The 26,317-nt window shown below is 42.9% G+C and carries 11 protein-coding genes and 1 other RNA gene; 3 read left to right on the top strand and 9 right to left on the bottom strand.

What is annotated here, in order from left to right:
- Positions 1-31: 31 nt before the first annotated feature.
- The 5 genes from P8P68_RS08825 to P8P68_RS08805 form a co-directional block, all read right to left on the bottom strand.
- Complete coding sequence (locus P8P68_RS08825; RefSeq protein WP_000039240.1) at positions 32-1,477, bottom strand: cell division site-positioning protein MapZ family protein; 1,446 nt, start codon at positions 1,475-1,477, stop codon at positions 32-34.
- Positions 1,478-1,489: 12 nt separating this feature from the next.
- On the bottom strand, positions 1,490-2,647 hold the full coding sequence (locus P8P68_RS08820) for a class I SAM-dependent RNA methyltransferase (protein ID WP_000662905.1): 1,158 nt from the start codon (positions 2,645-2,647) through the stop codon (positions 1,490-1,492).
- A gap of 83 nt (positions 2,648-2,730) precedes the next feature.
- Positions 2,731-3,112: RNase P RNA component class B (rnpB, locus tag P8P68_RS08815), an RNA gene on the bottom strand.
- A 20-nt stretch (positions 3,113-3,132) separates the two neighbouring features.
- Positions 3,133-3,462: a cell division regulator GpsB gene (gene gpsB, locus P8P68_RS08810; RefSeq protein ID WP_000146523.1), complete on the bottom strand. Its 330-nt coding sequence runs from the start codon at positions 3,460-3,462 to the stop codon at positions 3,133-3,135.
- 69 nt (positions 3,463-3,531) lie between these two features.
- Positions 3,532-4,059, bottom strand: coding sequence for a DUF1273 domain-containing protein (locus P8P68_RS08805; protein WP_000199581.1), 528 nt, complete (start codon positions 4,057-4,059; stop codon positions 3,532-3,534).
- Positions 4,060-4,125: 66 nt separating this feature from the next.
- On the opposite strand from P8P68_RS08805, the gene recU reads away from it, so the two are divergent.
- Positions 4,126-4,722, top strand: a complete 597-nt coding sequence (gene recU, locus P8P68_RS08800; protein WP_000248759.1) for a Holliday junction resolvase RecU — start codon at positions 4,126-4,128, stop codon at positions 4,720-4,722.
- Positions 4,719-6,887, top strand: coding sequence for a penicillin-binding protein PBP1A (pbp1a, locus tag P8P68_RS08795; RefSeq protein ID WP_001041841.1), 2,169 nt, complete (start codon positions 4,719-4,721; stop codon positions 6,885-6,887). The genes recU and pbp1a overlap by 4 nt, the downstream gene beginning before the upstream one ends.
- 167 nt (positions 6,888-7,054) lie before the next feature.
- On the opposite strand, the gene P8P68_RS08790 is transcribed toward pbp1a, so the two are convergent.
- From P8P68_RS08790 to P8P68_RS08780, 3 genes are all read right to left on the bottom strand, one after another.
- Positions 7,055-15,304, bottom strand: coding sequence for an SIALI-17 repeat-containing surface protein (locus P8P68_RS08790; protein ID WP_278275885.1), 8,250 nt, complete (start codon positions 15,302-15,304; stop codon positions 7,055-7,057).
- Positions 15,305-15,443: 139 nt separating this feature from the next.
- Positions 15,444-21,809 (bottom strand): SpGH101 family endo-alpha-N-acetylgalactosaminidase, encoded by a 6,366-nt coding sequence (locus P8P68_RS08785; RefSeq protein ID WP_278275884.1) that lies wholly within the window; start codon positions 21,807-21,809, stop codon positions 15,444-15,446.
- Positions 21,810-22,132: 323 nt separating this feature from the next.
- Positions 22,133-24,115, bottom strand: a complete 1,983-nt coding sequence (locus P8P68_RS08780; protein ID WP_049477778.1) for a peptide ABC transporter substrate-binding protein — start codon at positions 24,113-24,115, stop codon at positions 22,133-22,135.
- Positions 24,116-24,352: 237 nt separating this feature from the next.
- On the opposite strand from P8P68_RS08780, the gene rfbD reads away from it, so the two are divergent.
- Complete coding sequence (gene rfbD, locus P8P68_RS08775) at positions 24,353-25,207, top strand: dTDP-4-dehydrorhamnose reductase (RefSeq protein ID WP_084880425.1); 855 nt, start codon at positions 24,353-24,355, stop codon at positions 25,205-25,207.
- A gap of 60 nt (positions 25,208-25,267) precedes the next feature.
- Here rfbD and rfbB read toward each other — a convergent pair whose 3' ends face one another.
- The gene (gene rfbB / locus P8P68_RS08770) at positions 25,268-26,314 is read right to left on the bottom strand and encodes a dTDP-glucose 4,6-dehydratase (RefSeq protein WP_084880423.1); all 1,047 of its coding nucleotides are present in this window, start codon (positions 26,312-26,314) and stop codon (positions 25,268-25,270) included.
- Between the last annotated feature and the right edge of the window lie 3 nt (positions 26,315-26,317).

Below are 26,317 nucleotides of genomic sequence, written 5' to 3'. Positions count from 1 at the left end.
CTATGAAAGGAAAGAATTTTGTAACGGTCGCTTAGTAGTCCAAGTCATCTGCATGACCAGAACCATTCCCTACAAAGTAACCAGTCTTACAGTTAAGGGTGAAGAGATAGGTTCCATCTGGTTTATAGAGGTTATAATAACCATTTCCGTTTACGATATTGACACGTTCTAGGATATATTGATTTCCAGTGATATAGCCACGAGCACGTGATGTTGCTAGGACTTGTTCCAATACACCATCCGCAAACGTCCAAGCAGGGTTGTTGCTATCGTCTACAGCTGATTGGTTGTACGGTACACGACTAGCACTTCTTTGAAGATTAACCCCATCGCCAGACAAACCACCATTCGTGTCTCTAGCTGGTGCCGTGTTGCTTGTTGAAGGTGTCGTACTACTTGCATTGCTTTCTGTAGCTGAACTTGAGCTTGCTTGACTCGTGCTAGAGCTCGAACTTGAGCTGGAAGCACTGGTTTGTTGACTCTTACCAAGACTAATGGCCTTATCCAAGAGTTTGTCTAGTTCTGTGTTACCTGTCTTGATTTCTGTAAACTTAGCATCTGCTTTGGCTTTCGCATTGGTATCCAAGACACCGTCAGTGATTGCTGGACTTTCAAAGAGGGCATTAACATCTTGAATGGCCTTGATTTGAGTTGCTAGGCTATCATATCTTGACTTAGCTAGTGTATATTCACGGCTACCTTCTAACTTATCTAGCAAGGTTTTCAGTTGGCTCAATTTATCAAACTGGCTGTTTTTCAGAGCTGTCTTATTGGCATCCGTATAGAAAGTATCATAGAGATCATTGAAGTCTTTCAAAGCTGTTTGTGTCCCTTGATCATCCGAAGAGGCTGCTTGAGAAGACTGGATTTCTTGGTTTGAACGAGATACTTGACGGTAGACATAATATGTTCCAGCAAGCACAAGGATTGCAGCTACTACAGAAGCAATGATGATGACACCTTTCTTCTTAGAGCCTGTTTCAGGTTCTGTTTGAGCCGAACGTGATAGAGGTGTATAGGTCGCCTCTTCTTGTTCCTCATTTATTTCCTTGGGCTCTGTTTCTGTTAAAACGAGAGGCTCTATTTCAGCACTTTCTTCATCTTGAAGTGGTGGGACAAACTGAGTAGTCTCTTCATTTTCTATCTCTTCAATAGATTCCTCAGCAACCATGTCTGAATCGTCTACCTGATCAGAAGGTTCACTTGATTCACGAACTTCTTGGATCATTTCCTCTAGGTTTTGAGTAGAAGCTAGCTCTTCTTTTTTAAACTGACGAGTTTCAAACTTGTCGGCTTCGATTTCTTCACGGTGCTGTTTGATGTATTTGTCTAAGATACTGTCCTCAGGCAATACTCCTGCTTCAACCTCTTCATTCTTACGAATGACTTGACCAACAGTCAAGTCTTTTGCTTCGTCAAAGTCGAATTGTGGTTCTTGATGTCCTTTTTTATGACGATCACGTCTTTTCTTACTCATGAGTTCACCTTTCTATTTTACCTCTTGGCGTTTGACACGCTGACCAAAGTATTGATACAAATCCACTTTTAAGGTCCCGTTATAGAGTTTTCGCTTTTTATCAGCTGGACTTCCGTACTTGCTTTCAAAAGCTTCGTCACTCGTCAGGATAAACTTACTCCACGTTTTCAGTGGTGCAAAGACTTGTCCCATCTCAGCATAGAGCTTGGTAACTCCTGCATCATCAGACAAGCGTTCCCCATATGGTGGATTGGAAATGATAACGCCATTAATCTTGTCTGTGCGCAAGTCCTGTACCCGCATTTGCTTAAAGGTGATATCACCTGCGACGCCTGCTGCTTGAGCATTTGCCTTGGCAATTTCCACCATGCGAGCATCTATATCACAGCCCATAATGTCCAGCTCAAGTTCACGATCAATTTTCTTAGCCGCCTCTGTGCGAACTTCCTGGATTAACCGATCGCTGACCCAGTTCCATTCCTCAAAAGCAAAGGAACGTCGAAGTCCTGGCGCCATCTTTCTAGCAATCATAGCCGCCTCGATACAGAATGTTCCTGACCCACAGGTCGGATCAATCAAGGGCTTGTCTGGATACCAGTTAGATAGTTGTAAAATGGCCGCTGCCATATTTTCCTTGATCGGCGCTCCACCCTTTTCCGTACGATAACCACGTTTAAAAAGGCTAGAACCTGTCGTGTCAATCATGACAGTTGCCACATCTTTCAGGATAGATACCTCAATCTTAAACTCGGGACCAGTTTCCATCAAGGGAACTCCTTCTGGACGGGCATAGTGTTTTTGTAATTTCTTCACAACAGCCTTCTTAGAGATAGCCTGAACACTGGGCTCGTTGTGGAGTTTAGACTTAACACATTTTGCCTTTGATATCGGGAAACGTGCTCCTAGCGGGAGATAGTTTTCCCAATCTAGAGCAAAAACGCCTTGAAAAAGCTCTTCAAAAGTCTTAGCTGGAAAGCTTCCGACTACAATCTTGATGCGATCCGCTGCACGAAGCCAAAGATTGGTCTCAATGATTGCCTTCACATCTCCTTGGAAGCGGACACGCCCATTTTCAACCTGGCAATCATAACCAAGGTCTCGCACCTCACGTCCAACGACAGCCTCGAGACCCGCCGCAGCAGTTGCGATTAAATTAAATTGTTCTTTCATTTCTAGTCTTGCAAGACCTTTCTCTTGTTCACTTTAAAAAATGAGGTTGAGAAAGATTTCTCAGCCCCAACCTATATGCAATTTTCTATAAGCCATGTTTTGTTCCAGAAGTGACTAGGACCACTTCCTTCGATAATCATCTGTCTACCGCTAACAGCATAAATCTGCTAGCAGTCAGAGTACTACGTTCGTTTCCGTGCACTCCATGCCCCGACCAAAATTTGGGTTGCTAGCTTGAGGGGTTTACCGCGTTCCACTCTCTCTGTTTCCAGAAAGACTCCGTCACTGTGGCACTTTCAAGCCTATTTTGACCTATCCGAAGACTTAGCCATTTCGACTGCCGTAACGATTTCTCGTCCCTAGGCTTATGGATTCGCCTAGCACAAACACTACAGGCATCACAGCCTGTGCTAGCATGGACTTTCCTCATGAAAAGAGATCCTCTTCACGCGATTATCCAAAAATTGCACTCATTCCTTAGTCAATTATAAATCTTGGTTGTCTAAGATTTGCTTACCAAATACTTCTTTTTCGAGACGATTTAAGCGTTTCAAAATATCAAAATTTGTCATTGAAGTAGAAGCCGTTACTTCAATAGAGTCTGGTTGAGTTGGCGCTACCTGTGGTTTATGAGATAATTCTTCCTTCAAATCAGCAATCTCTTGACGAAGGGATTTGACCAAAGCTGCGTAGGTTTCATAATCCTTAATCACATCGTCTAGGAATTCATCGACCTCTGCTTTGCTATATCCACGTACTTCACGTCCAAATTCTTGTTCAAAAATATCTTTCGCTGAAAATATAATACTTGCCATGTCTCTCTCCATTCTGGGTTGCTAGTATTATTATATAAAAAAAGACAAGTAAAAATCAAGGTCAAAGGCTTACTTTTCAGAAAAATTTTCTACTATTTCATTCAAGTCCTCAAATGTTAATCTTCTTGTAACATAGTCCGCTTGATTTTTCATCATTTGGTAAAAATATCGTAACTTGGTTTCGTTTTCTTCGTCGTAAAAAAGATAACAAGTATCTGTATTTTCCAGCAGAAATTTTTGATAATCGCGTAATTGTCCCTTGTGCTCATATTGTGGATAGGCGTATTTGACAAAATCAACCTGCTTGAACTCACTCAATTTCGCTTGATTTGCTTCATTCCAATTACTGCCATGGGTTTCAAAATCAAAAATGGTCGCCAGTTGAAATCCATAGTCTGCTTTCATGTCTTTCGCCACCTGAAGCGCCCAGTACTCAAAGCCCAAGGTCCCTGTAAAGACAAGCCAGGTCACCCCATCCTCTGCTAGACGTTCCAAGTCTCTCCGAATAGCTGTTTTGATAATATCAACTCGAATATCCTTGTCATTAAAGAGACCAAGGTCGAAGGCTGAATAGCCTAAAATCAAGGCTGATGTCATTTTTAACCCTTTCTTTGTAAATTTATGATATAATAGAGTGATGTTATTGTACCAATAAGGAGAATTATGGTCAACTATCCACATAAAATTTCATCTCAAAAGAGGCAAGCACCCCTGTCACAAACTAAAAATTTCGCAAATCGGGGAATGTCTTTTGAAAAGATGATCAATGCTACGAACGACTACTATTTGTCGCATGGGTTAGCTGTTATTCACAAGAAACCGACTCCCATCCAAATTGTACGTGTTGATTATCCCCAACGAAGTCGTGCCAAGATTGTTGAAGCCTACTTTAGACAAGCCTCAACTACTGACTATTCAGGGGTTTATGATGGATACTACATCGACTTTGAAGCAAAGGAAACCAGGCAAAAACATGCGATACCGATGAAGAATTTTCATCCCCATCAGATCCAGCATATGGAACAAGTCCTTGCCCAGCAAGGAATCTGCTTTGTACTCCTTCACTTTTCTTCTCAGCAAGAAACCTACTTATTACCGGCTATTGACCTCATCCGTTTCTATCATCAAGATAAGGGACAGAAGTCAATGCCACTTGGATATATTCGAGAAAATGGATATAGGATTGAGCCTGGTGCCTTTCCTCAAATTCCCTACCTCGACATTATCAAAGAACATTTACTAGGTGGTAAAACAAGATGAACAAACAAACTTTTCTGCGAATAGCTAAGTATGTCAGCATCAGTCTCTTAACTGTATTTATCGCAGCTGTAATGCTTGGTGGAGGTCTCTTCCTCTACTATGTTAGCAAGGCTCCAGAACTTTCTGAAAGTAAACTAGTTGCTACAACGTCAAGTAAGATCTATGATAGCAATGACGAGCTTATTGCTGATCTTGGATCGGAACGTCGAGTCAATGCCCAAGCAAACGAAATACCGACCGATTTGGTCAACGCTATTGTTTCGATTGAGGACCATCGCTTCTTTAATCACCGAGGAATCGACACGATCCGTATCCTAGGTGCTACCCTCCGAAACCTTCGTGGTGGTGGAGGTCTGCAAGGAGCTTCCACCTTGACACAGCAGTTGATCAAGTTAACCTATTTCTCTACGTCAACTTCTGATCAAACTCTTTCTCGTAAGGCCCAGGAAGCTTGGTTAGCCGTTCAGCTAGAACAAAAAGCGACTAAACAAGAGATCTTGACCTACTACATCAACAAGGTTTACATGTCAAACGGGAACTACGGAATGCAGACAGCTGCCCAAAGTTACTATGGCAAGGATCTCAAAGATCTAAGTATTCCTCAATTGGCTCTCCTTGCTGGTATGCCTCAGGCTCCAAACCAGTATGATCCATACTCGCATCCAGAAGCTGCTCAAGAACGTCGTAATCTCGTCCTCTCTGAGATGAAGGGGCAAGGTTACATTTCAGCTGAGCAATATGAAAAAGCGATTAATACTCCGATTACAGATGGACTTCAAAGTCTAAAATCAGCTAATAGTTATCCTCCATACATGGACAACTATCTCAAAGAGGTAATCGATCAAGTCGAACAAGAAACAGGCTACAACCTCTTAACGACTGGTATGGACGTCTACACCAACGTTGATCCTAAAGTTCAACAACATCTCTGGGATATCTACAATACCGACGAGTATGTCAACTATCCAGATGATGAAATGCAAGTAGCTTCAACGATTGTGGATGTGACAAATGGGAAAGTCATTGCTCAGTTAGGTTCTCGTCACCAATCAAGCAATGTTTCCTTCGGAATCAACCAAGCTGTGGAAACCAACCGTGACTGGGGTTCTACCATGAAGCCAATCACAGACTATGCTCCTGCCTTGGAGTATGACATCTACGACTCAACTGCTTCGATTGTACATGATGTTCCATACAACTATCCTGGAACAGATACCCCTGTTTACAACTGGGATAGAAGTTATTTTGGAAATATCACCATCCAATATGCGCTCCAACAATCACGGAACGTTACAGCCGTAGAAACCTTGAACAAAGTCGGTTTGGATAGAGCCAAGACCTTCCTGAATGGAATCGGTATTGACTATCCAGATATGCACTATGCCAACGCGATTTCAAGTAATACGACTGAGTCAAACAAAAAGTACGGAGCAAGTAGTGAGAAAATGGCTGCTGCTTACGCTGCTTTTGCTAACGGTGGTATCTACCATAAACCAATGTATATCAACAAAATCGTCTTTAGCGATGGTAGCTCAAAAGAATACGCTGATCCTGGTACTCGTGCCATGAAAGAGACGACCGCCTATATGATGACAGAAATGATGAAGACTGTCTTGGCATACGGAACGGGTCGTGGTGCTTATCTCCCTTGGCTACCTCAAGCTGGTAAGACTGGTACATCAAACTATACAGATGATGAAATTGAAAACTACATCAAAAATACTGGTTATGTAGCCCCAGACGAAATGTTTGTTGGTTATACTCGCAAATATTCAATGGCTGTATGGACAGGTTACTCAAACCGCCTGACTCCTATCGTTGGTGATGGCTTCTATGTTGCTGCTAAGGTTTACCGTTCAATGATGACTTATCTGTCTGAGGATAACAACCCTGGCGACTGGACTATGCCAGAAGGCCTCTATCGAAGTGGTGAGTTCGTCTTTAAAAACAGTGCTCGTTCTGCATGGACTGCCCCTGCTCCGCAACAGGCCCCAACACCTGAAAGTTCGAGCTCGACATCAGAAAGTTCAACTTCACAGTCAAGCTCAACTACTCCAAGCACGAATAATAGTGCAAACAATAATACCAATAACCAGCAACCAAATACAACGCCTGGTCAACAAAACCAGAACCAAAATCAGAATCCTCAACCAGCACAACCATAACATTTATCACCCAGAAAAATCTGGGTGATTTTTTCATAGCACTATTGCATCTATCTGCTTAACAAAAGCCTGAGAAGACATCTTCTCAGGCTTTTTCTGTACTATAAACCTCATTGGGAAAGATAGGAAACGGATTTCGTAATCTTGTTAAGAGGTTTTACTAAATACTAGTCTTTCTTTGTTTTTGCTACAAAGAGAGCAGATAGGGCTAGGCTAACACCTGCTAGGAAGAGGGCTGTGTCAGATTGACTCTCACCTGTTGCTGGCAAGCTTTGTTCAGCTATTTCTTGTCTAGCAATTTCTTGTTTATGATCTGGAGTCTTACCTTGATCAGAAACTAGAGTGCTAAGTTTAAACTCTGGTTTCTCTACTGTCGGTGCTGCCTGGTCGCCTACTGTTGATAAGGGACCTGTGTAAGCTGGGAGCTCATGTTTCAAGGCCATAACGGAGTTGACTCCGCCCTGAAACTCAGGTTTCTCTACTGTTGGAGCAGCTTGATCACCTACTGTTGCTAGCGGGCCTGTGTATTCTGGCAATTCATGCACTAGAGCCATCACTGCATTGACACCACCCTTGAACTCAGGTTTCTCTACTGTTGGAGCAGCTTGGTCACCTACTGTCGCTACTGGGCCTGTGTACTCTGGAAGCTCATGTACCAAGGCTTCAACTGCATTGACACCACCTGTGAATTCAGGAACCTCAAGAACAGGTGCTGGTTCTTCACCCTTGCTTGATTGGATCGGTTCTTCTGTCAATTCTTGATGGAAGCTTGCCAATTCATAAAACTCAGCCTTGCCGCCTTCCCAGACTAATTTGACGTCTAGAAGAGAGCCGCCATTTCGGATAGCAAAAGTTTGGAGACTAGATGTAATGGCACCGAGGTCTGTCCAACTGTCTTGACCATCCTTGAGTGTTCTAGCAAGAACACGTGCCTTAGCTCCTTCAGGAAGACTGGAAACGAGACGAAGGTGGTTGGCATTGGTTGGCTCAGACAAGTGATACACCAATTCGCCCTTGTCTTTTTCAGACTTGTAGCTGGTTAAGACTTTTCCGTCTACAAGATTATTATAAAGGTTGCCCTGGCTTTCTCCACTACTTCCTTCTACTGTTGGATCATTGATTGGTTTGACAAATTCACCATCGTTGATGACCAATTCTGTAAAGCCTACAAAACGGGCATCATAGTCTGCTGTATAGAGGACACGGAGATAGTTAGCTTTAACTGGTGTCGTCAATTCACCCTCGATGTAGCGATTTCCTGGCATCTTAGAATCATGTGTCCAACCATCTGTCAATGAATCATCGTGTGTGCTATTGGCCACACCATCTCCTACTGTCACGACATCTGTCCAAGTTTTACCGTCTTGGCTGACTTGGATCTTACCATCACGAAGATAGTTTTGAGTTCCGTCTTGGATGTAGGCTCTGATCTTCTTGATGGTACGTTCGCTACCGAGTTTCAAGGTTACATGGCCATCTTTATGGGCGTAGTCTGAAAACTCAACGAAGTTGTTATAAACACCGTCAAATAGTTGATCTAGGTTGTTCAGCTTACGAACATCATTGCTTCCGTATGTTGGATGAATGCCCATTGTTGTAGATTCTAGTTTGGTTGGTTGCACTTCTTTGGTTGTCACAAGGAGAGAAGTCGCTGTAATAGCTTGCTCCTGATCTGTTTTGTTGACCAAACGCACATAACGTATTAAGTGGCTTGCTGCAGATCTATCAGTCAACTGGCTAGCTGGCATCCATTCTTGCGCATTTGCAGAATACTCCAGGCTAAGAGCTGGGTTGGCTTGACCTTGGAGCTGGATGCTCTTGACCTGATGGATACGGTCAAGTTTCATACCTAGATAGCTATGAGCAGGAAGTTTGGTTCCAGCTGGAATTTGAAGCTCGTAACTGCCCAAGCTATCCACTACTGGTGTTTCCTTCAAGGCGTCGACGTTGGTGTCTGTTAACTCACTGTTTCCAGAGCGTGTCTCAACAGAGAAGTCCTGGATACGCCACCAGAGGTCAAGGGCCTTGGTATTGCGTACTCGGATGTAGCGAGTATTGATTGCTCTGGTCACTTCCTTGGTTTGTTCTCCTGATAGGCGATCCAACTCTTGCCATGCAGTTCCATCTGTAGAGTACTCAAGTACACCTGCAGCAAGCTTATCACCCGTTCCTTGGCGAAGTCGTACTTTAGTGACTGACTTGACTTCACCGAGGTCAAGTTGTGCCCAAGCATCTACTGGTGTCGTATTGCTACCGTCAGCATTTGCCATCATGGCTTCTGTATTGTCCTTGCCATCAGTGATTTGACGAGCTGAGGTATTTAGTTTGTAAACTAAGTTTGAGCTTAGACTAACTGTCGTTGCTTGTTGGCTACGAGCTTTTTCAACTGGACGGTTGACTGCAATTTCCTGAACTGCAAACCAAGTATTCTCACGGTCTGCTGTCGCAATCATGCGAACTGCCTTGGCCTTGATATTGAGATTTTCAAACTTAAGAAGGGATTCATTTCCGACATAGCTTGGCTCTTTCAAGGTTACCCAGTTGTCATTTTCATCTTGATACTGCACTTCTGCCTTACTAAAGGTATCACGTGGATTTGCCTGCGTTCCCATTGCAAAGGTCAAGGTTTGAATCGCTACTGGTTTGTTGAACTTCATACCAATATAATCACCTGTCTTGATGCTATTTGGTGATTTAATAATCGCATGAGTTGCCAAATCGCCATCCGTTACTTCTGCCAAACCACCTTCTACCCCTGTTCGATTGGTGATAAAGGTGCTGATGATTTGGTCTGGATGCAAGACTTTTTGAACTTCAGACGCTAGAACTTCTTTCAGGGATAGGATAAATGGACGAATATGTTGAACACCCAATTCAGCTTTTTCCATATGGTCTACATAATGGAAGGTGTGAGTTTGAGACTGTTCGTACAATTTCAAACCTTTATAGTAGCTATCCCAAAGTTTGGCTGCATCGTTTGTAGCCATGGCTTCAGTTCCTGTAAGGAAGGCATCAAGAGCATTCATTTGGTCGATTGCATTATCCAACCAATAGTGGATTTGGGCAACCATTTTTTTATCGCCTGATGCTTTATAGAGTTCGGCTGCTTCTTTAATCTTGGCAAATTCTGCACGCAAGGCTGTACGTTCAGCAGTCACATCCTGACCTGCTTTAAGCTTGGTCATAAAGTCTGTTAATTTTGGAGCCAAGTCTACCGATTCTTCTAGTTTGACGACACGATTATCCATGTTTTGGTTGATCATGTGCTTACCAAGTTCACGGAAGGCTGCTGATACCTTGCTATCTTCAAAATGACCATTTTCTACAAAGTTGAAGGCAATATCATTGATTTTCTTAGCTTCTTCTTCTGATTTCCACTGTTTCCATGAGTATTGAGCTCCTGAAAAGAGGGCAATCTTAGATGGTTCAGACTGTTGCATTGGGTTCAACATGATACCAGACAGCAAGCTTGGATCCACATTTGGATGAAGGAATTTCTCACCACCACCTAGAATCAAGTGTTGTTTAGAGTTATCTGTTACAGGCCAGTTAATCCAAAGTGAAACGGGGCGATAGGTCTTGCCACCTGCGGATAGATTGTTCTTGAGAGTTGAAAGGAAGCTTTCAGAGACTTCGCCCCAAATCTTACCACCCGTCAAGGTCATGGATGTTGAACTTGGGAGATTTTCATTGAGGGATTTCAACTCATCCTCACGTCCATTACCCCAATACTGTCCAGGAACAAAGATCATTTCTTTACGAAGACCACTGTAAGTTCCCTGCATCTCAGTCAACCACTTGGTCATATCTTGCATCAAGCGGTTATAGCTATTGTAGCCTCCGACTGGGCTTGGAGCATCATCTGCAAGGATACCAAATTCGCGGACACCCACTTTCATCAACTGGGTAAATTTAGCCTTGATGGTTGCCAAATCTTCTTGGTAATGCGCTTCATTGCCAAAGCGGATGCGGTTGTTCATGAATGGATGGATAGTCCAGACATAGCGTGTTTTACTTTGATTTCCGACGCGAGCTAGTTCACGGATTTCAGCTAGTTTTTCTTCTGGATAGAGTTCACGCCATTTCTTGTTGTGGTATGGATCGTCTTTTGGTGCAAAGAAGTATTGGTTCAATTTCAAATCGCCACCAAAACGCATGAGTTCTGCACGATCGGCATTCGACCATGGGTTTCCATAGTATCCTTCGATGAAACCACGGTTCTTGAGCTCTGCGTAATCTTCTACTGTCACATTGCGAAGGACTGGCACTTGGCTTTCCTTGAGCATGTGTTTCAAGGTTGTCAAACCATAGAAGACTGCATCTGTGTCTTTTCCGACGATGGAAATCGAGTTATCCTTGATGCTCAAGACATAGGCGTCAATCTTGTCAAAGAGACCTGCTGAAACCTTGGACAAGTTTTGTTCTGCTTGTGAACCTTGTCCATGCATTCCAAGATAGATGTTGGTTGCGCCAGCGATTGCTGCCTTACCAGTTGTATAAGATACTTGATTGTCCTGCAAGACACTCTTCAAGCGATTGCGAGTATAGATATCGAGTTGATCGCCCATAACCAGATTGACTTGCTTACGAAGGGCTGTGACTCCTTCTCCATAAGTCACTTTTTGTGGCGTTGGGAAGACCTTGTACTCTTTCTTGAGATAGTCTGCGCTCTTGCTGGCAGCTGCAATGCTGTCTTCGCTAGCTGGTTTACTTGCAGTAAATTGATCTGCCAATTCAACTGTTCCATCACCTGTTTGCTCTACTTTTGGTTTTTCTGGTGTAGTTGGTTTTTCTGGTTGACTTGGTGCAGGCGTTTCTTGCTCTTCTTTAACAGGTTTCAATAGATGAACTTCAGCTGCACTTGCAAAACCACCAACGCCTTCCAATACTTTCAACTCAATCTTGTTGGTATCTACCGCCGCAAATTTGACTGTTTTTTCTTGGGCGTTGTTGTCCCAGTTTCCTTCTGAAACCTTGACCATTTGGCCATCTTTTTGTGCGTAGATTTCGTAGCGCGTCACGACACCATTTCCACCACCTGGTCGTGGGAGATACGTCAAGCCATTGACTTTTTCTGCTTCTTTCAAGGTCATAGTAAGGGTGTATGGCGCAGTGTCACCAGTCCACTTAGTATGCCAGAAGGTATTTGGATCATTGTCAAAGGCCTTTTCAACAGCGCCTTCAGTCGCATTTCCTGGAAGCTGCTGACTGCTTGCGGTTGCTGTAATCTTATCATTTGAAATCAAACGAGGATTTACAAATGGTTTGTCTGACAACTCTGCGCTATGCAAGATTCCTTTGAAACCACCGATGCTTTCAAGCGGTAGAACCAAGCTATTGTGGGCAAAGCGAGGGTGGGCTGGATTTGCTATACGCTCAATCTTTTCACCATCCACATAGACTTCTGTAGATTGTGGTTTGGTCACGATAGAGATTTGATAACGTTTGTTCTTTTCAAGTTTTTTATTGAATTGGATATGGAACTGTTCAAACTGGTAAGCAAGATAGCCGTCTTTATCAGCTAGATAGATACGGTTATCCCCACTTGCTGAGAAGGTTTGTTCTCCGTCTCCAGTGACAGTTACATCAAACTTCAAGACGTGACTTGGACCAACATCACCAGCCAAGCCTTCGATACTGCTATCTTTCTCAAAAGCCAATCCCTGTTCGCTTGCCTTCACTTTCTTGCTTGCATAGTTCTTGACTGTTTCAGAATTGATGGTAAACAGGTCGCTTTGATCAATCTCTTTATCAGGATTTGACTGCGGCGCATAAGGACTGGTTGGTAGGGTGCGTTCTGCAAAGGTCGCAGCTGCACGGTCAGACCCCCAGGTGCGTTCTGCAGTGGTTTGCATGCTCTTGAAGAAACGTTTAAAGATGTCATAAGAGGTCAAACCTGTCTCATGAAGGTCGATATTGTCATTCCAAACTGCGTGCCCACCACCAAGGATACTTGGATGAGAAGCTGGTAGAAGTGGACCTCCACCTGTTCTAAAATCATTCGGTGTCCAGCTATTGTACTGACGTTCGTAGTTAGCATAGTCCCCGTAGGCTGCTTGACTATTGCTTCCACTTGGCACACTATAGGTCGGTACATCCGTGATATTGATAATCTTAGCTCCCTGAGCAATGGCTTCATTTGGTCGTTGCCATCCGATACTCCAGATATCAACTTCTACTCCGTTCCAATCAACAGGGGTGTTCCCTCGTTTCGCACTGAGCGAACCCCAGATACGAGGGGTATAGCCTTTAGACTTGATATATTGGGTCAAATCATTGACATAGCGGCGATAGCTTTCGCGGCTACCATAGTATTCATCCGTTCCGATATGAACAGTAGATACGCCATGAAGCGGTGCATCTGGACCATCGAGGAGTTTGTCATAAACTGATTTGACAAAAGCTAGCGTTTCATCGTATTTATTATCTAGGTCGAGCATTGCAACACGTTCAACATTGTGTTTGCCAGCATAATCACTCAAACTACCTTGATACATGAGGTCTGGGCGGACTTTGACAAATGATAGTGCATGACCTGGTGTGTCAATTTCTGGCACTAGATTGATATGCAAGGCCTTGGCAAGTTTAATCAGATTTTGCATTTCTTCCTTGGTATAATGCTCATCTGAAGTCAATTTTTGATCATTCTTACCGACAATGTCTGTCTCCACACGGAAACCAGTCTTAGCGTGTTCAAGTACATACTTGAGTTGTTCTTCTGGACTTAAATTCTTACCTGCCAAGTGTTCCTTTAGGAAGATATAGTTATCGTTGAGGTGCAACTGCAAGTCGTTCATCTTGTAGTAAGCCATGTTGAGCATGATGTCTACAAGAGTGTCATAAGGGATAAATTTACGACCTGTATCTAGCATAAAGCCACGGTGGCTGAAACTTGGGAAATCGCGAATTTCGCCATTTTGGAGGTTACTTTCTCCCATTTGAAGAAGAGTCCGAGTGGCGTAGAAGGCTCCTGTGTTTGTGGCAGCTTCGATGGTAATCACATCATCTTGGATAGTGATGCCATAGCCTTCCTTGCCATAACCTTTGTTTTCAACCTTTTTAAATTCGATTCGTTTTTGAGCTTGCTTGTCACCTGTTGCCAGTTCCAATCCACGGCTAGCAAGGTCTGACTGGTAGAAGGTTGCTGCCTGATCAAAGCCAGAATCACCTGTCGCAAGGACTGTATCTGAAGTGATAGAAGATTGGCCTTCTTTCCCATACCATTGTTGAACAGCTGGTGCTACTTTTGGTTTGACACCTACACCCTCGTTCTGATGTAGACCCTTGATGACTACTTCAAATTCCTTAGTGAAAGTATGACTGTCTCTGATTTGTTGGACCATGACCTTGACGCGTTGATCTGTTAGAGGTTTATGGATGTGATTTTGAAGGTCAATCACACCTTGCTTGTTGCTTCCGATAAGGCTAACTTTCCCTGGTAAAGTTGGTAAGACAAGAGACTGTCCATCTTCTGCTACTGTTAGTTCGGTTACTTGGCGGATATCCGTTACCTTACTTGTATCAGGAATATTCGAATAAGCTCGAATTTCTTGGATACCAACGTTTCTCCAGTTCATTGTACCAGCTTGGTAGTCGTTAATTTCTAACTTAAGATACTTAGCTTTGATACTTTCAGCTAGGTCAACTTTCTCATCTAAAACAGGTTCTCCAGTCTTGGTATGAGCGAGTTTCCATTGTTTTTCTCCGTTAGCGCCCACGTCTTCTTGGCCTGCGTAATAGAGACTCCAAGATTTGATATTAGGGTCATTTTGCCCATTACGAAGACGACGATCCCAGTCAATTTCTACATGCTTGATGAGGGTAGTTTTTGGAAGAGTTAATTCAAAAGTTGGTTTTACTGCATCTCTATCTGTAGCCCAACGGGTATTGTCATCTCCATCGATAGCCTTATCTGCAGTAAAGTTGGTACCAGTCTCATGGTTGCTCGCCTGAGCAGTAGCACCCTCGAGATGGTTGACATCTTCTCTATCTTCGATTGTCTTTTCAGCTGGTTTTACTGCTGGTGTAGTGGTTTCAGCTGGTTTATTGTCTGCCTTTGGTGTTTCAACCGGTTTCAGCGTTTCTGCTGGCTTGGGACTTGCAGGACTTGTCTCTGGTTTTGCCTCTTCACTTGCTGCAAGATTGGTTCCCTCATCTGTCGCTGGAGTTTCTTCATGACTTGCTTCTGTTGCAGCTTCTGCATCCGCCTTTTCAAGCGCAGCGACTAAATCATCTGGTAACTTATCCAGAGCTTGAACATGAGTGATACTTCCCTCTGCCTCTGAAGGTGTTGCTGTTTCTGCCGCCTGAACCATATTGGCGCCAAAGATACTAGCACCAATCATAACGGAGGCTGCACCGATTGCAAATTTTCTTATACTATAGTGACAGCGTTTCTCAAAAAAATGTCTATCCATCTTTCTCCTATTCCTTTCATCCGCATACATGAGTAAGCGGTATCATTTCTCCTTTGAAAAAGGAGAGAACCAAGAGGTCCTCTCCGGCTGTTTGTTCTTTTTGATTCGAGTTGCTTTGAACTGCTAAAATCAAATCTCATTACTCTTCTTTACGTTTTGTCGCAAGGACTGCAGCAGATAAAGCGATGCTCACACTTGCCAAGAAGAGGGCTGCTTCTGAACCATGTTCTCCTGTAGCAGGAAGTTTCTCTTCTTTATCTTCCAGAGTTTTGGCATCAGCTACTGGGCTTAGAGTGAGCGGGTACTCAGGTTTTTCAACTGTTGGAGCTGCTTGATCTCCAGCAGTAGCCAATACACCTGTGTAGGCTGGTTTCTCGTTTACCAAGGCTTGAACCGCATTGACGCCACCTTTGAACTCAGGGACTTCATTTGCAGCCGCTAGGACCGCATTGGCTCCACCTTTGTATTCTGGTAATTCGTGAACCAAGGCTTCAACCGCATTAACGCCGCCCTTGAACTCAGGGACTTCATGTACAGCTGCTTCTGTTGCATTGACGCCGCCTTTGAACTCAGGTACATCAAGAACTGGTGGTTGTTCTTCTCCCTTGCTACTTGTTGGAGCGTCTGGTTTCGTAGCAGAATCTTTTAATTGGTTGAGATAGTCTGCGAAGTAGGCAACCATTCTTTCCGTCAAGAGATGGTTATCCGTCGCATATTTCATGCTTGCCTGAACGCTAGCTACTTCCTCTTGATTGTCTTTGTCTGTTAATTTCTGCGCCTTAGCCAAAGCTGCTTCATAGCCTGACAAGTCAAGAGGTGTCTCTGCTACTTGTGGACGGGTAAAGATAAGTTCCGCTGCAGATTGGTATTTATCGCCACCATCTCCGTAAGTCTTGGTACCAGTAAGGACGATTTTCTTAGCCTTGATTGTCTTGCCAAAGTCAATGTCTTTTGGCTTGTTGTTATTTGGCCAATCTGTCACTGTGAAGGTATGTTCCTTACCAGACTCATCTGTGACAACCAGTTTCACATCACGCAAGTTTCCATTTGAATCAGAGGCACGTGGAACATAACGAAGGCCTGTGATTTCAGTTGGTTCTTTCAAGACCATGGTTGCAGGCTTGCCTACATCTCCTCCATTCCAAGATGTATGCCATAGACTAGACACATTACCATCAAAGGCATTCTCAAGACCTTCACCTGGTTGAGCTGGCGCATCCAAACTTTCAAAGTCTTCTGCTACCAAGGCTGTCTTCTTCTGAACTAAAGCATTCTTCAAAGCTTCAATCTTGGCAATCTCTGCACGCGCTTCTTCCACGCTAATGTCATCATCTGCCTGACTGAGGTTAAAGACCGCCTCTTTCAAAGCATCCATAGACTCTTTCGTGTAGTTAGTCATGGCAACCGTTGGCAAGTAGTTCTTGAGAGCATTTTCTGTCAGCATCTTACCTGTTAGGGTAATTTCTTCGATTTGAAGATTATCCATCATGAAGTCGTTATAACCACGGAAGTTGGCATTTCCGCCAGCATCTCCATGAGTATTGCTTGCGTTTCCAGTTGAGTAGATACCTACCCAAGTATCGCCTGTTTCTGCACCTGTCACGAGGAAGGTTACTTTCTTGGCTTTCTTAGAATCTGTCCAAGTATTTGGCAATTCATGCATTTCCAAGTTGCTTGCTTGACTACCACGACGACCTGACTGGAATTCTCCCTTACCGACTACAAAGGCATAGGTATTGTCTGATCCTGCTTCGTATTCAAAGGTTACACGGTAGGTCTTACCTGCCTCAAAGCGGAAGTTTTGTGGGATAGTTTGGTAAACCAAGTTACGACGGCTCACTAGCCCATTGGTCTTCAATGACCAATTTCCTTCGATAACATCATCAACTTTCTTACCGTTCCAACCACGCTGTGTATATGGATCGTGTTTTTCAGACAAGTGAGTGCGGTTGTCTTCGACACCTTCGACACCACCTACTACAAATGGGAAGATACCTTGAGCTACATTTTCAAAGTCTTGTTTGAAGGTTCCTTGACCTGTATCATGCTTGTCTCCGTACATGCTTGAATTGTTTTCAAAGGTACGAATTTCATCAAAGTATGTTGCTTCATCACCAGCTTCACGACTCAATGTCAAAGTAACATTTGATACGTCAGATCCAGTTGTAAAGAAGGCGTACATATTTTGGAAGTAACTTGTATCATCAACCGTAGCATTTTCACGACGATTGTTATGAGCATAAGCTTTGATATAGTTGAGAGCGAGAGACTTATTGGTATAAGTAGTCACTTCTTTTTCGCCAGTATTCACTGTGATACTTGCCTTAGCATTACTACGGTTATCAACACCGACATAAACCGCATACTTGGTATTTGGTTTCAAGCCAGTCAGTTTCTGAGTAAGGCTGACCTTGCTCTTATTGCCTTGGATACGAAGCATTTCATTTGCGCCCTGTGATTTGACAATTTCTGCCTTAGAAGCATCACCAGAAATGGTCCAATGTTTCAAGGTTCCGCTGTTAAATCCTTGGTCATAGATATGCATGCCTTCGCTCCATGACATTTCAGGATTGGTTTGTTTTGAACGGTAGAGAACGTATGGTTGATTTGCTAGAAGGTCTAGGGTAATCTTACCATCTGTTACAGTTAGTTCTTGCTCTTCTGTCTTACCTTGGTCAGTTAGCTTGTAGAGGTAAACCTTGCTATTTGCCCAATCGCTTGGAAGTGTCCAAGTTGTTGCACCAGCTTGCGTATTGAAGTAGTACATTTTTTCCTTATCAGTAGGAAGTTTCTTACCATTTGCATCCCAGTTCCAAGGAGTCAAGTAAGCTGAACCATCTTGGATGACACGTCCGTTGAGCGTTACTGTACGCTCACGGTATTGCGGGCTATTGACATCGTTTGACTTACGAGTCACAACTACTTTATTGTTATCCGCATCTACCAACTCCACTCGCATTTCTGGAGTCCATTTATAGGTGCTACCGTTATCGGTCATGGTAACTGGTGTACCATTTTCCCATTTACTTACAGTGAAGTGTTGGAAGTACTTAGTCATGACATCATGGGCAAATAAGTTGGTTACATAGCCATTGTAGTCGCTTCGTCCTTGCCAGCCTTCAAAGTCTTTCATGCTGTAGCCACCTAGAAGTGGGTAGTTGGCTGCGCCACCGTAACTTCTGTAGTCCCCAACCCAAGAATCTTTTTGGTGGTTGCGGATAAAGCGGGTGATAGCACTGTTGATACCTTTATTAGTGTAGCCACCATAGGTCAAGTCAGCTGCCCAGTGTTGGAAGGTAGAGTCGTATTCACCACCATGCCCCCACTCAATCGCAAAACGCCAGCCTTGTTTGTTGATTTCTTTAGCAAGAACGTGGGTAGCCCAGGCACCGTTATCACCTGATTGACCATTGCCCCATACGTCCACATAGATAAAGTCGAGACCATCACCAAGTTTTTTCTTCAAGTCTTCCCAGCGAGCCAAGCGTCCATGTGCTAGGTCATAAGCAGCATCAATGTTGATACCTTGGTCTAGCCAGTTCCAGCCGTAGCTGTAGCTGCCATCTGGATTCTTACGAAGAATATTTTCGTTAAAGTATTTAGATTCAGGATAAGTCTCAGAAGCGTTCACGTGGATACCTAGATATGCTCCATATTTCTTCGCTTTTTCGATCAAGGCCTTGAAGTCTTCAACACCACCAATACGTTTACCAATATCAGCATAGTTCAAGTGACCAGAGTCGTGACCTTCACTACCATAACCTTTAAGGAGAACCCCCTGTCCAAGACCATCTGTGTGGAGATTGATCTTCTTGATACCATCCAAGGTCATGAGGAATGGGTTTTGGGCTTGTGAACCAAAGTTCATCGCGATACGATAAGCAGTGATATCCTTAACTTTTTCCCAACCTTGAGGGTTGTTCATGATGCTACGATAAGCAATGGCACCATCTTGCCAGTCGACTTTGTTGTCAGCATTGGCATCTTCGGTGATAACAACCTTGGCACTTGGAAGTTCCTTAGTGTATTCTGGGAAAACAATGCCCTTATAAGCTTTTTCCCATTGCCACTCAGAGCTATGAATTCCGACATAGTTGGCATTTCCGACTGTTTCTTTATAAGCTGTCAAACGAGTCCAGTCATTAGAGCCACCACCGTAGCTATTTTGAGAGTTGCTCCAAACACCTGCAGCAAGCTTATCTGTAGAAACAAATCCATACATGTAGCCCTTAGCCAAGTCCTTCATTGGATTGGTTACATCGATATGATCATCTCCGCTGACATGGGTATTGTTTGACATGGTTGCCCCATCAAACTTAGCCCCAGCTTGATCACTAGAAACAGAGACTAAAGCGTTCCCGAGGAAACTAATCGTAGAAAGCAATTTTCTTTCATCATCAATCTTTTGACCTGGAGTAACTTGATTGTGGTTGACAATCTTAGTCACATCAAAGTGCAACTGGTTATCTACAACTTGCAGACGGACCGTCATTTCTGCATTGATGAAGTTAGCATCATCACGAAGTTTCATCAAATACTCGGCAGTTGTGTCATTGATTTTTTTGTAAGTAACTTCGGGTGTCACTTCGTGTTTGTTGATAAAGACTCTATTGAATTGTTGAACTTGCCCTGGTAAAGTATGACCATTCAAGCTGTATTCTTTCACACGAGGAAAGGCTTGGTCAATCACTGCCTTGAGGACCTTAGACTGGATCGTATCATAAGTCACCTTGCTGTCGTCAACGGCCGGACCTGTTTCTTTCTGGGCAGGAGTATCATCCGCTTTTACGCCTTCTTGATTGTCTGTTTTAACGCTGACAACTGTGCGGTCATTGCTATAGGAACCAGCTTTTAGGACGATTTTCTTCTCATTTTTGAGAGTTTCATTAACAGCTGCTGGCAAAGTGACCGTATCAAAGAGTTTCTCATCATTATTCGTTGCATTGAGTTGTCCATCTGACTTGAGGTTAATTGATAGGTGGTTAATTGATCCTGTCTCAGGCGCTGCTACACGTCCCCCCTTATACCAGGTGCTATCGGTTGGAGATTTATACTCCCAGAACCAGCCGTCCTTGTCATAACCAACAAAAACATTGTTCTTGGTATCTTTAAATTTCAAGAAGACACCAAAGCGTGATTTGCCTTTTTCAGAATCATCTTTGAAGGTTAAATCAACAGTCGCATTTCCATTAGCATCAACTGTCAATCCTTGTTTTTCAAACAAGGCTGGTTTATCGCCATTGTCGTTCTGTGCAGTTGAAGACAATTGATTGTAGCGAACACCTTTTTCTTCACGAATAGTGACGGTTCCTTGTTGCTCTTTATTCGCTACTGTTTGCCATTCAGGAGTTACTGTCTTAGGTGTTTCAGGTTTCGCAGTTGCAGGTTTATTCTCTTTTGGTTTTTCTTCAGCCGGTTTTTCTTTCTCTTCCAAGTCTGCTGGTTTCACACTTGAAATTCCCTGCATGTGGTCTTGAATCCATTTTAGTTGAGCTGGTGAGAAGAGAATGCCTCCGCTCCGTTTTCCAACTACACCATTTTGGTGTACACCGACTAGTTTGCCTTCTGTATCAAAGATACCGCCGCCACTAGCACCCGGTTTTCCTCCTTGGTAACCAATCCCTTGGACACCTTCTCCGTATGGTTCCGCAAAATCAACTGTAGTATTGACAATCGGATTCAATTTCCCTTCTGGATAACCAAAGACATGGAGTTTATCTCCAATTTTCTTAACAACTGGCTTTTTAGTTACTTCAACAGGCGTATTTTCTAGAACTGTACGCAATCTCACAAGGGCCAAATCATTTTTGAAGCCCTTCAGGTAGCCTTCACGATCCCAATGAATGATATCTTTCTTACTAAACTTGACATCTGGCAATCCTGGATAAGAGATGCTATAGATATCTCCATCCCCTTGGTCATTATCCACAACCTTACGGATATTGCCATCTTGGCTGTCCTTGATAAAGTTATGAGAAACCGTCAAGACAAGGTCTTTTGCAACGACAATACCGCTACCTTCTCCTGATGGCGTCTTAATCTTAACAGTCGCGCCATAGTTTAATTCCCCATTGGTAGTCTTAGCCACATCTTCTGGGACGAGCTTCCCTGTATCTTGGGCCAATTGATCCTTGTCAACTTCGCGCCCATTGTCTTCGGCTTTCTCCAACTTATCTTCTAATTCTTTTGGCAGATTGCTTGACTTTTCAGACTTTTCTTTTTCTTGAGCCAACAACTCTTCTTCTGTTTGTGGGCCTTCAGTAGTTTCAGCTGAACCAGGATTCTGAGCGGCAGCTTCCTTGTCAAAATCGTGCCCCTCATCACTAGCCTTCTTATCCAAATCAGCTAGTTCACTCGGCAAATTATCTGTTGAACCAACTCTTGCTTGATCAGCTAATACTGGGCTAGCTGCGAAGAAAGTCGCTCCAATCATCACCGAAGCTACTCCAAGCGTAAACTTACGAATACTGAACTTACAGCGTTTTTCAAAAAATCGTTTATCCATGAACTCCTAAATCCTTTCATTTTCCAGTAAGCGTTTACATTTCTTTTTTAAAAAATACTCCTTTCTCTGAAAGTGCTCTGCTTAACTGTTATAAATAAAAATTAATTGTACTTTTAATATAACAAATAAAAAGGCAGAAAGCAATAGGAAATAGGTAAAATTCACTAAAATTTTCTCTTTTCTGAACAGTTCTAACGCTCAGAATTTTAAGAATCGCTTTACAGCTATAAAAAAATCCTATCTCTAATCATTCAGGGACTTATACCAAGATAAAAAAGGACTTAACCATCATGTCGATGGCTAAATCCTTCACTTTTTTAAAGTTATTTCACATGGTTTGCGAGTTCTTCTTGGGCCTTTTTATTTGACTCTTCTTTTTCTTTCAACCATTTTTCTTGAGCCTTTTGGTATTCGTCTGTTGTCACGGCTTTATCTTGTACTTCTAGATATTTGTACAAAAGGGCTTCACTCATACCCTTGTTACCAGAGTATGCAAATGGAAGTGTAAATGGCACCATCTTAGACAACATTGGACGACCAGTTTGAGAAGTTGTTGGGATGAGCAAGGCACTGTCTGTCAACCAAGCTTGGGCAGCAGCATATTTCTCATAACGTTTTGAAACATCAGTGGTTTCTTCACCAGCTTCCACAACCATTTTTTCGTAATCTTCTAAACCAACTTGCTTAGCGGCAGCGTTGTTTGTCCCAGAATCAAATCCTAGATATGTTTTCGTGTTTTCTCCTACAGAAGGCTTGATAATATCAAGATAAGTAGATGGATCGATATAGTCTGGAGACCAACCCACGTTATCTGAGATATCCCAGTCTTCTCCAGCCGCAGTTTCAGCGAAGTAGGTAATGTTTTGAACATCATCTTTTTGAAGCTGTTGGATATCGATAACCACATTATCTGATCCTAGATTTTCTTCAACTGACTGTTTAAAAGATTGAACACGTTGAACTTTTGTTGTATTGGTTTGATCTACAGGCATATCCAAGTGGATTGGGAATTTCACACCTTCCGCTTGAAGGGCCGCCTTAGCTTTAGCGAATTCTGCTTTGGCTTTGTCAGGATTGTAGAGTCCATCTTGGGCATCATCCAAGTTTACGTTGCTCCACTCATCTCCATAGGTCACCAATTTTTCTTTAACTAATTCCCCAAAGTTTTTCCCATCTGCCTGTACAAATGTAGGAGGAACAAATAAGTTACGAAGCAGTTTAGTAGCCCCGCTTGCACCATTTACTTGAGAAGCGTAGGCTGTTCTATCAAAACCAAATGCAATAGCTTGACGGAAGTCCTTATTCAAAAGGGCCTTCTTGGTTGATGCTTTTTCCTCATCTGTTGTCTTAGAAGTGTACTTATAAGACTGGCGATCGATATTTGTGCCTACTAAATAAGTAGTAGAATCTTGTTGGGTATAAACGATATTGTCTTTGAATGTTTTTTCAGTCTCTGAGTAACTAGCACTTGTTGGGAAGAGACGAGCCATTGTAAAGCTACCGTCTTTGAAAGCTTCAGTTGGCTTATTAGTATCTTGACCATCCCAGAAGGATAATTTCACTTTATCAAGATGGACATTGTCTTTGTCCCAATAGTTTGGATTCTTTTCGAACTCGACTGATGATTTGGCTACGATTGATTTGAGTAAGAATGGTCCATTATAGAGAATGCTGCTTGGGTCCGTACCTTTAGCAAAGTCATCCCCTTTAGAGTTCAAAAATTCTTCATTAACAGGAGCCAGAACACCCATTGTTGTCTTAGAATTCCAGAAACTTTCTGGCTTGTTCAATGTGTATTGAACGGTATAATCATCAAGAGCTTTGATTCCTACTTGAGAAAAATCTGTAATTTCTCCTTTGACGTAAGCATCCAATCCCTTGATAGATTCCTGAACCAGGTAAAGACCATCTGATTTCTTATCAGCAGCATACTTAAGACCAGTTACAAAGTCTTGAGCTTTAACTTCTGCATACTCCTCACCTTCAGATGTATACCATTTTGCATCCTTTCGGAGTGTATACGTGTAAGTCAATCCATCCTTAGATACAGACCAATCCTCAGCCATAGATGGTACAAAGTTCCCATAGCGGTCATTTTCAAGTAAGCCATCGATAACGTTACTAGTAATATTTGCTGTAGCTGCCTTACCAGTTGTCAAATAGTTTAGGTTATCAGGATCCGTTTCGTAAATGTATGAGAATGTTTTCTCACCTTTAGCATTTGAACTTGATCCAGAGCAGGCCGCAAGAGTTGCAGCTGCCAATAACGTCACACCCGCAAGGGCAAGTAGTTTTGAACTTTTCATTGTTTTCTCCTTTAAAACTTTCACCCCATTATAGTCCCTTTTCAGAAACATGTCAATAAAATTTTCAGAATTTTTGAATTACTTTGGTAAATTCTGAAAAATAAGTTTTCTATTATAAAATTATTATTCTCTAATACTATATTTTTATATCTTAAACCAGCAAAACAAGGACCGAAAATCAGATTTTTTATCATTTTTTTGCTATGATTAGATAGAAGAAAAGTTAAGGAGAAGACAATGATATTAATTACAGGTGCAAATGGTCAACTCGGTACCGAACTACGTTATTTACTAGATGAACGAAGTGTGGACTATGTTGCAGTGGATGTGGCCGAAATGGATATCACTAATGCTGAGATGGTTGAGAAAGTCTTTGCCGAGGTTAATCCAACTCTGGTCTATCATTGTGCAGCTTATACTGCTGTTGATGCGGCAGAAGATGAGGGAAAAGAACTGGATTTTGCCATCAACGTAACTGGAACTGAAAATGTAGCCAAGGCCTCTGAGAAATACGGAGCTACTCTGGTCTATATCTCAACAGACTACGTCTTTGATGGGAAGAAACCCGTCGGACAAGAGTGGGAAGTCGATGACCTACCTGATCCGCAAACAGAGTACGGACGTACCAAGAGAATGGGTGAGGAACTTGTTGAAAGCCTTACGTCACAACATTATATCATCCGTACTGCTTGGGTCTTTGGAAATTATGGCAAAAACTTTGTCTTTACCATGCAAAATCTTGCCAAAACCCATAAAACTCTCACTGTTGTCAACGACCAACACGGCCGCCCAACTTGGACACGTACCTTGGCTGAGTTTATGACCTACCTGACTGATAATCAAAAAGAGTATGGCTACTACCACTTATCAAATGACTCCACTGAAGATACCACTTGGTATGACTTCGCTGTCGAGATTCTTAAAGACAGTGATGTTGAAGTAGTTCCAGTAGACTCCAGCAAGTTTCCTGCCAAGGCTAAACGCCCCCTCAACTCAACCATGAGTTTAGCCAAAGCGAAGGCCACAGGTTTCGTCATTCCAACCTGGCAAGATGCCCTTAAAGAATTTTATAAACAAGAAGTAAGAAAATAAAAGATTACGACATACATAAAAAGCAAGAGGCTTTAAATTCTCTTGCTTTTTAGTATCTGATTACTTAATTACTTGTTGTGTCTTAGCATAGTTGGCTTCGACTGCTTCTTTTTCAGATTTCCACCATTCTTGGTTGTCTGTATACCACTTAATGGTCTCTTTGAGACCTGCTTCAAAGTTGGTAAACTCTGGCTTCCACCCTAATTCATCACGGAGCTTGCTAGCATCGATAGCATAGCGAAGGTCGTGACCCGTACGGTCTGTCACATGATCATAAGCATCAGCTGGCTGTCCCATTTCCTTGAGGATGAGTTCTAGGACTTCCTTATTGTTCTTCTCACCATCCGCACCAATCAAGTAGGTTTCACCGATTTGACCTTTAGTCAGAATCGTCCAAACACCTGATGAATGGTCATTGGTATGGATCCAGTCACGGACATTCTTACCTTCACCATAGAGTTTTGGCTTGATACCACTCAAGATATTGGTGATTTGGCGCGGAATGAACTTCTCGATATGCTGGTAAGGACCATAGTTGTTTGAACAGTTGGAAATAGTCGCTTTGACACCAAACGAGCGTACCCAAGCTTTGACAATCAGATCTGAAGCCGCCTTGGTTGATGAGTAAGGAGAGCTGGGATTGTACTTGGTTTCAGCGGTAAATTTCTCACCTGGACCTTCTCCATGACCTGGCAAATCTTCACGCAGAGGCAGATCCCCATAGACTTCGTCAGTTGACACATGGTGGAAACGAAGGTCGTATTTACGAGCAGCTTCCAAAAGAGTGTAAGTCCCAATGAAGTTGGTGTGGATAAAGGGACTCGGGTCATTGAGCGAGTTATCATTGTGGCTTTCTGCCGCATAGTGAACGATGGCATCTGCTTCAGCTGCCAGCTTGTCTACCAAGACTGCATCAGCAATATCTCCAACAACCAACTCAACACGATCACCTAAAATTTCTTCAATATTGGCACGATTACCTGCATAAGTCAGCTTGTCCAATACTGTCACATGGACATCTGGGAAGTTGTTATAGACATAATGAACAAAGTTAGAACCGATAAAACCAGCCCCACCTGTCACGATGATATTTTTGTATTCAGTCATTTT

Source organism: Streptococcus sp. D7B5 (assembly GCF_029691405.1).
Classification (GTDB): Bacteria; Bacillota; Bacilli; order Lactobacillales; family Streptococcaceae; genus Streptococcus.
Note: the sequence above shows the minus strand (reverse complement) of the source record. Positions and strands in the feature narration are given on the sequence as shown.

What these genes read in the sequence shown, in the direction of transcription:
- recU (WP_000248759.1), top strand. Translation starts at nt 4,126, where the DNA reads ATGGTCAACTATCCACATAAAATTTCATCTCAAAAGAGGCAAGCACCC.
- P8P68_RS08780 (WP_049477778.1), bottom strand. Translation starts at nt 24,115, where the DNA reads ATGAAAAGTTCAAAACTACTTGCCCTTGCGGGTGTGACGTTATTGGCA.
- P8P68_RS08820 (WP_000662905.1), bottom strand. Translation starts at nt 2,647, where the DNA reads ATGAAAGAACAATTTAATTTAATCGCAACTGCTGCGGCGGGTCTCGAG.
- P8P68_RS08785 (WP_278275884.1), bottom strand. Translation starts at nt 21,809, where the DNA reads ATGGATAAACGATTTTTTGAAAAACGCTGTAAGTTCAGTATTCGTAAG.
- P8P68_RS08805 (WP_000199581.1), bottom strand. Translation starts at nt 4,059, where the DNA reads ATGACATCAGCCTTGATTTTAGGCTATTCAGCCTTCGACCTTGGTCTC.
- gpsB (WP_000146523.1), bottom strand. Translation starts at nt 3,462, where the DNA reads ATGGCAAGTATTATATTTTCAGCGAAAGATATTTTTGAACAAGAATTT.
- rfbD (WP_084880425.1), top strand. Translation starts at nt 24,353, where the DNA reads ATGATATTAATTACAGGTGCAAATGGTCAACTCGGTACCGAACTACGT.
- rfbB (WP_084880423.1), bottom strand. Translation starts at nt 26,314, where the DNA reads ATGACTGAATACAAAAATATCATCGTGACAGGTGGGGCTGGTTTTATC.
- P8P68_RS08825 (WP_000039240.1), bottom strand. Translation starts at nt 1,477, where the DNA reads ATGAGTAAGAAAAGACGTGATCGTCATAAAAAAGGACATCAAGAACCA.
- P8P68_RS08790 (WP_278275885.1), bottom strand. Translation starts at nt 15,304, where the DNA reads ATGGATAGACATTTTTTTGAGAAACGCTGTCACTATAGTATAAGAAAA.
- pbp1a (WP_001041841.1), top strand. Translation starts at nt 4,719, where the DNA reads ATGAACAAACAAACTTTTCTGCGAATAGCTAAGTATGTCAGCATCAGT.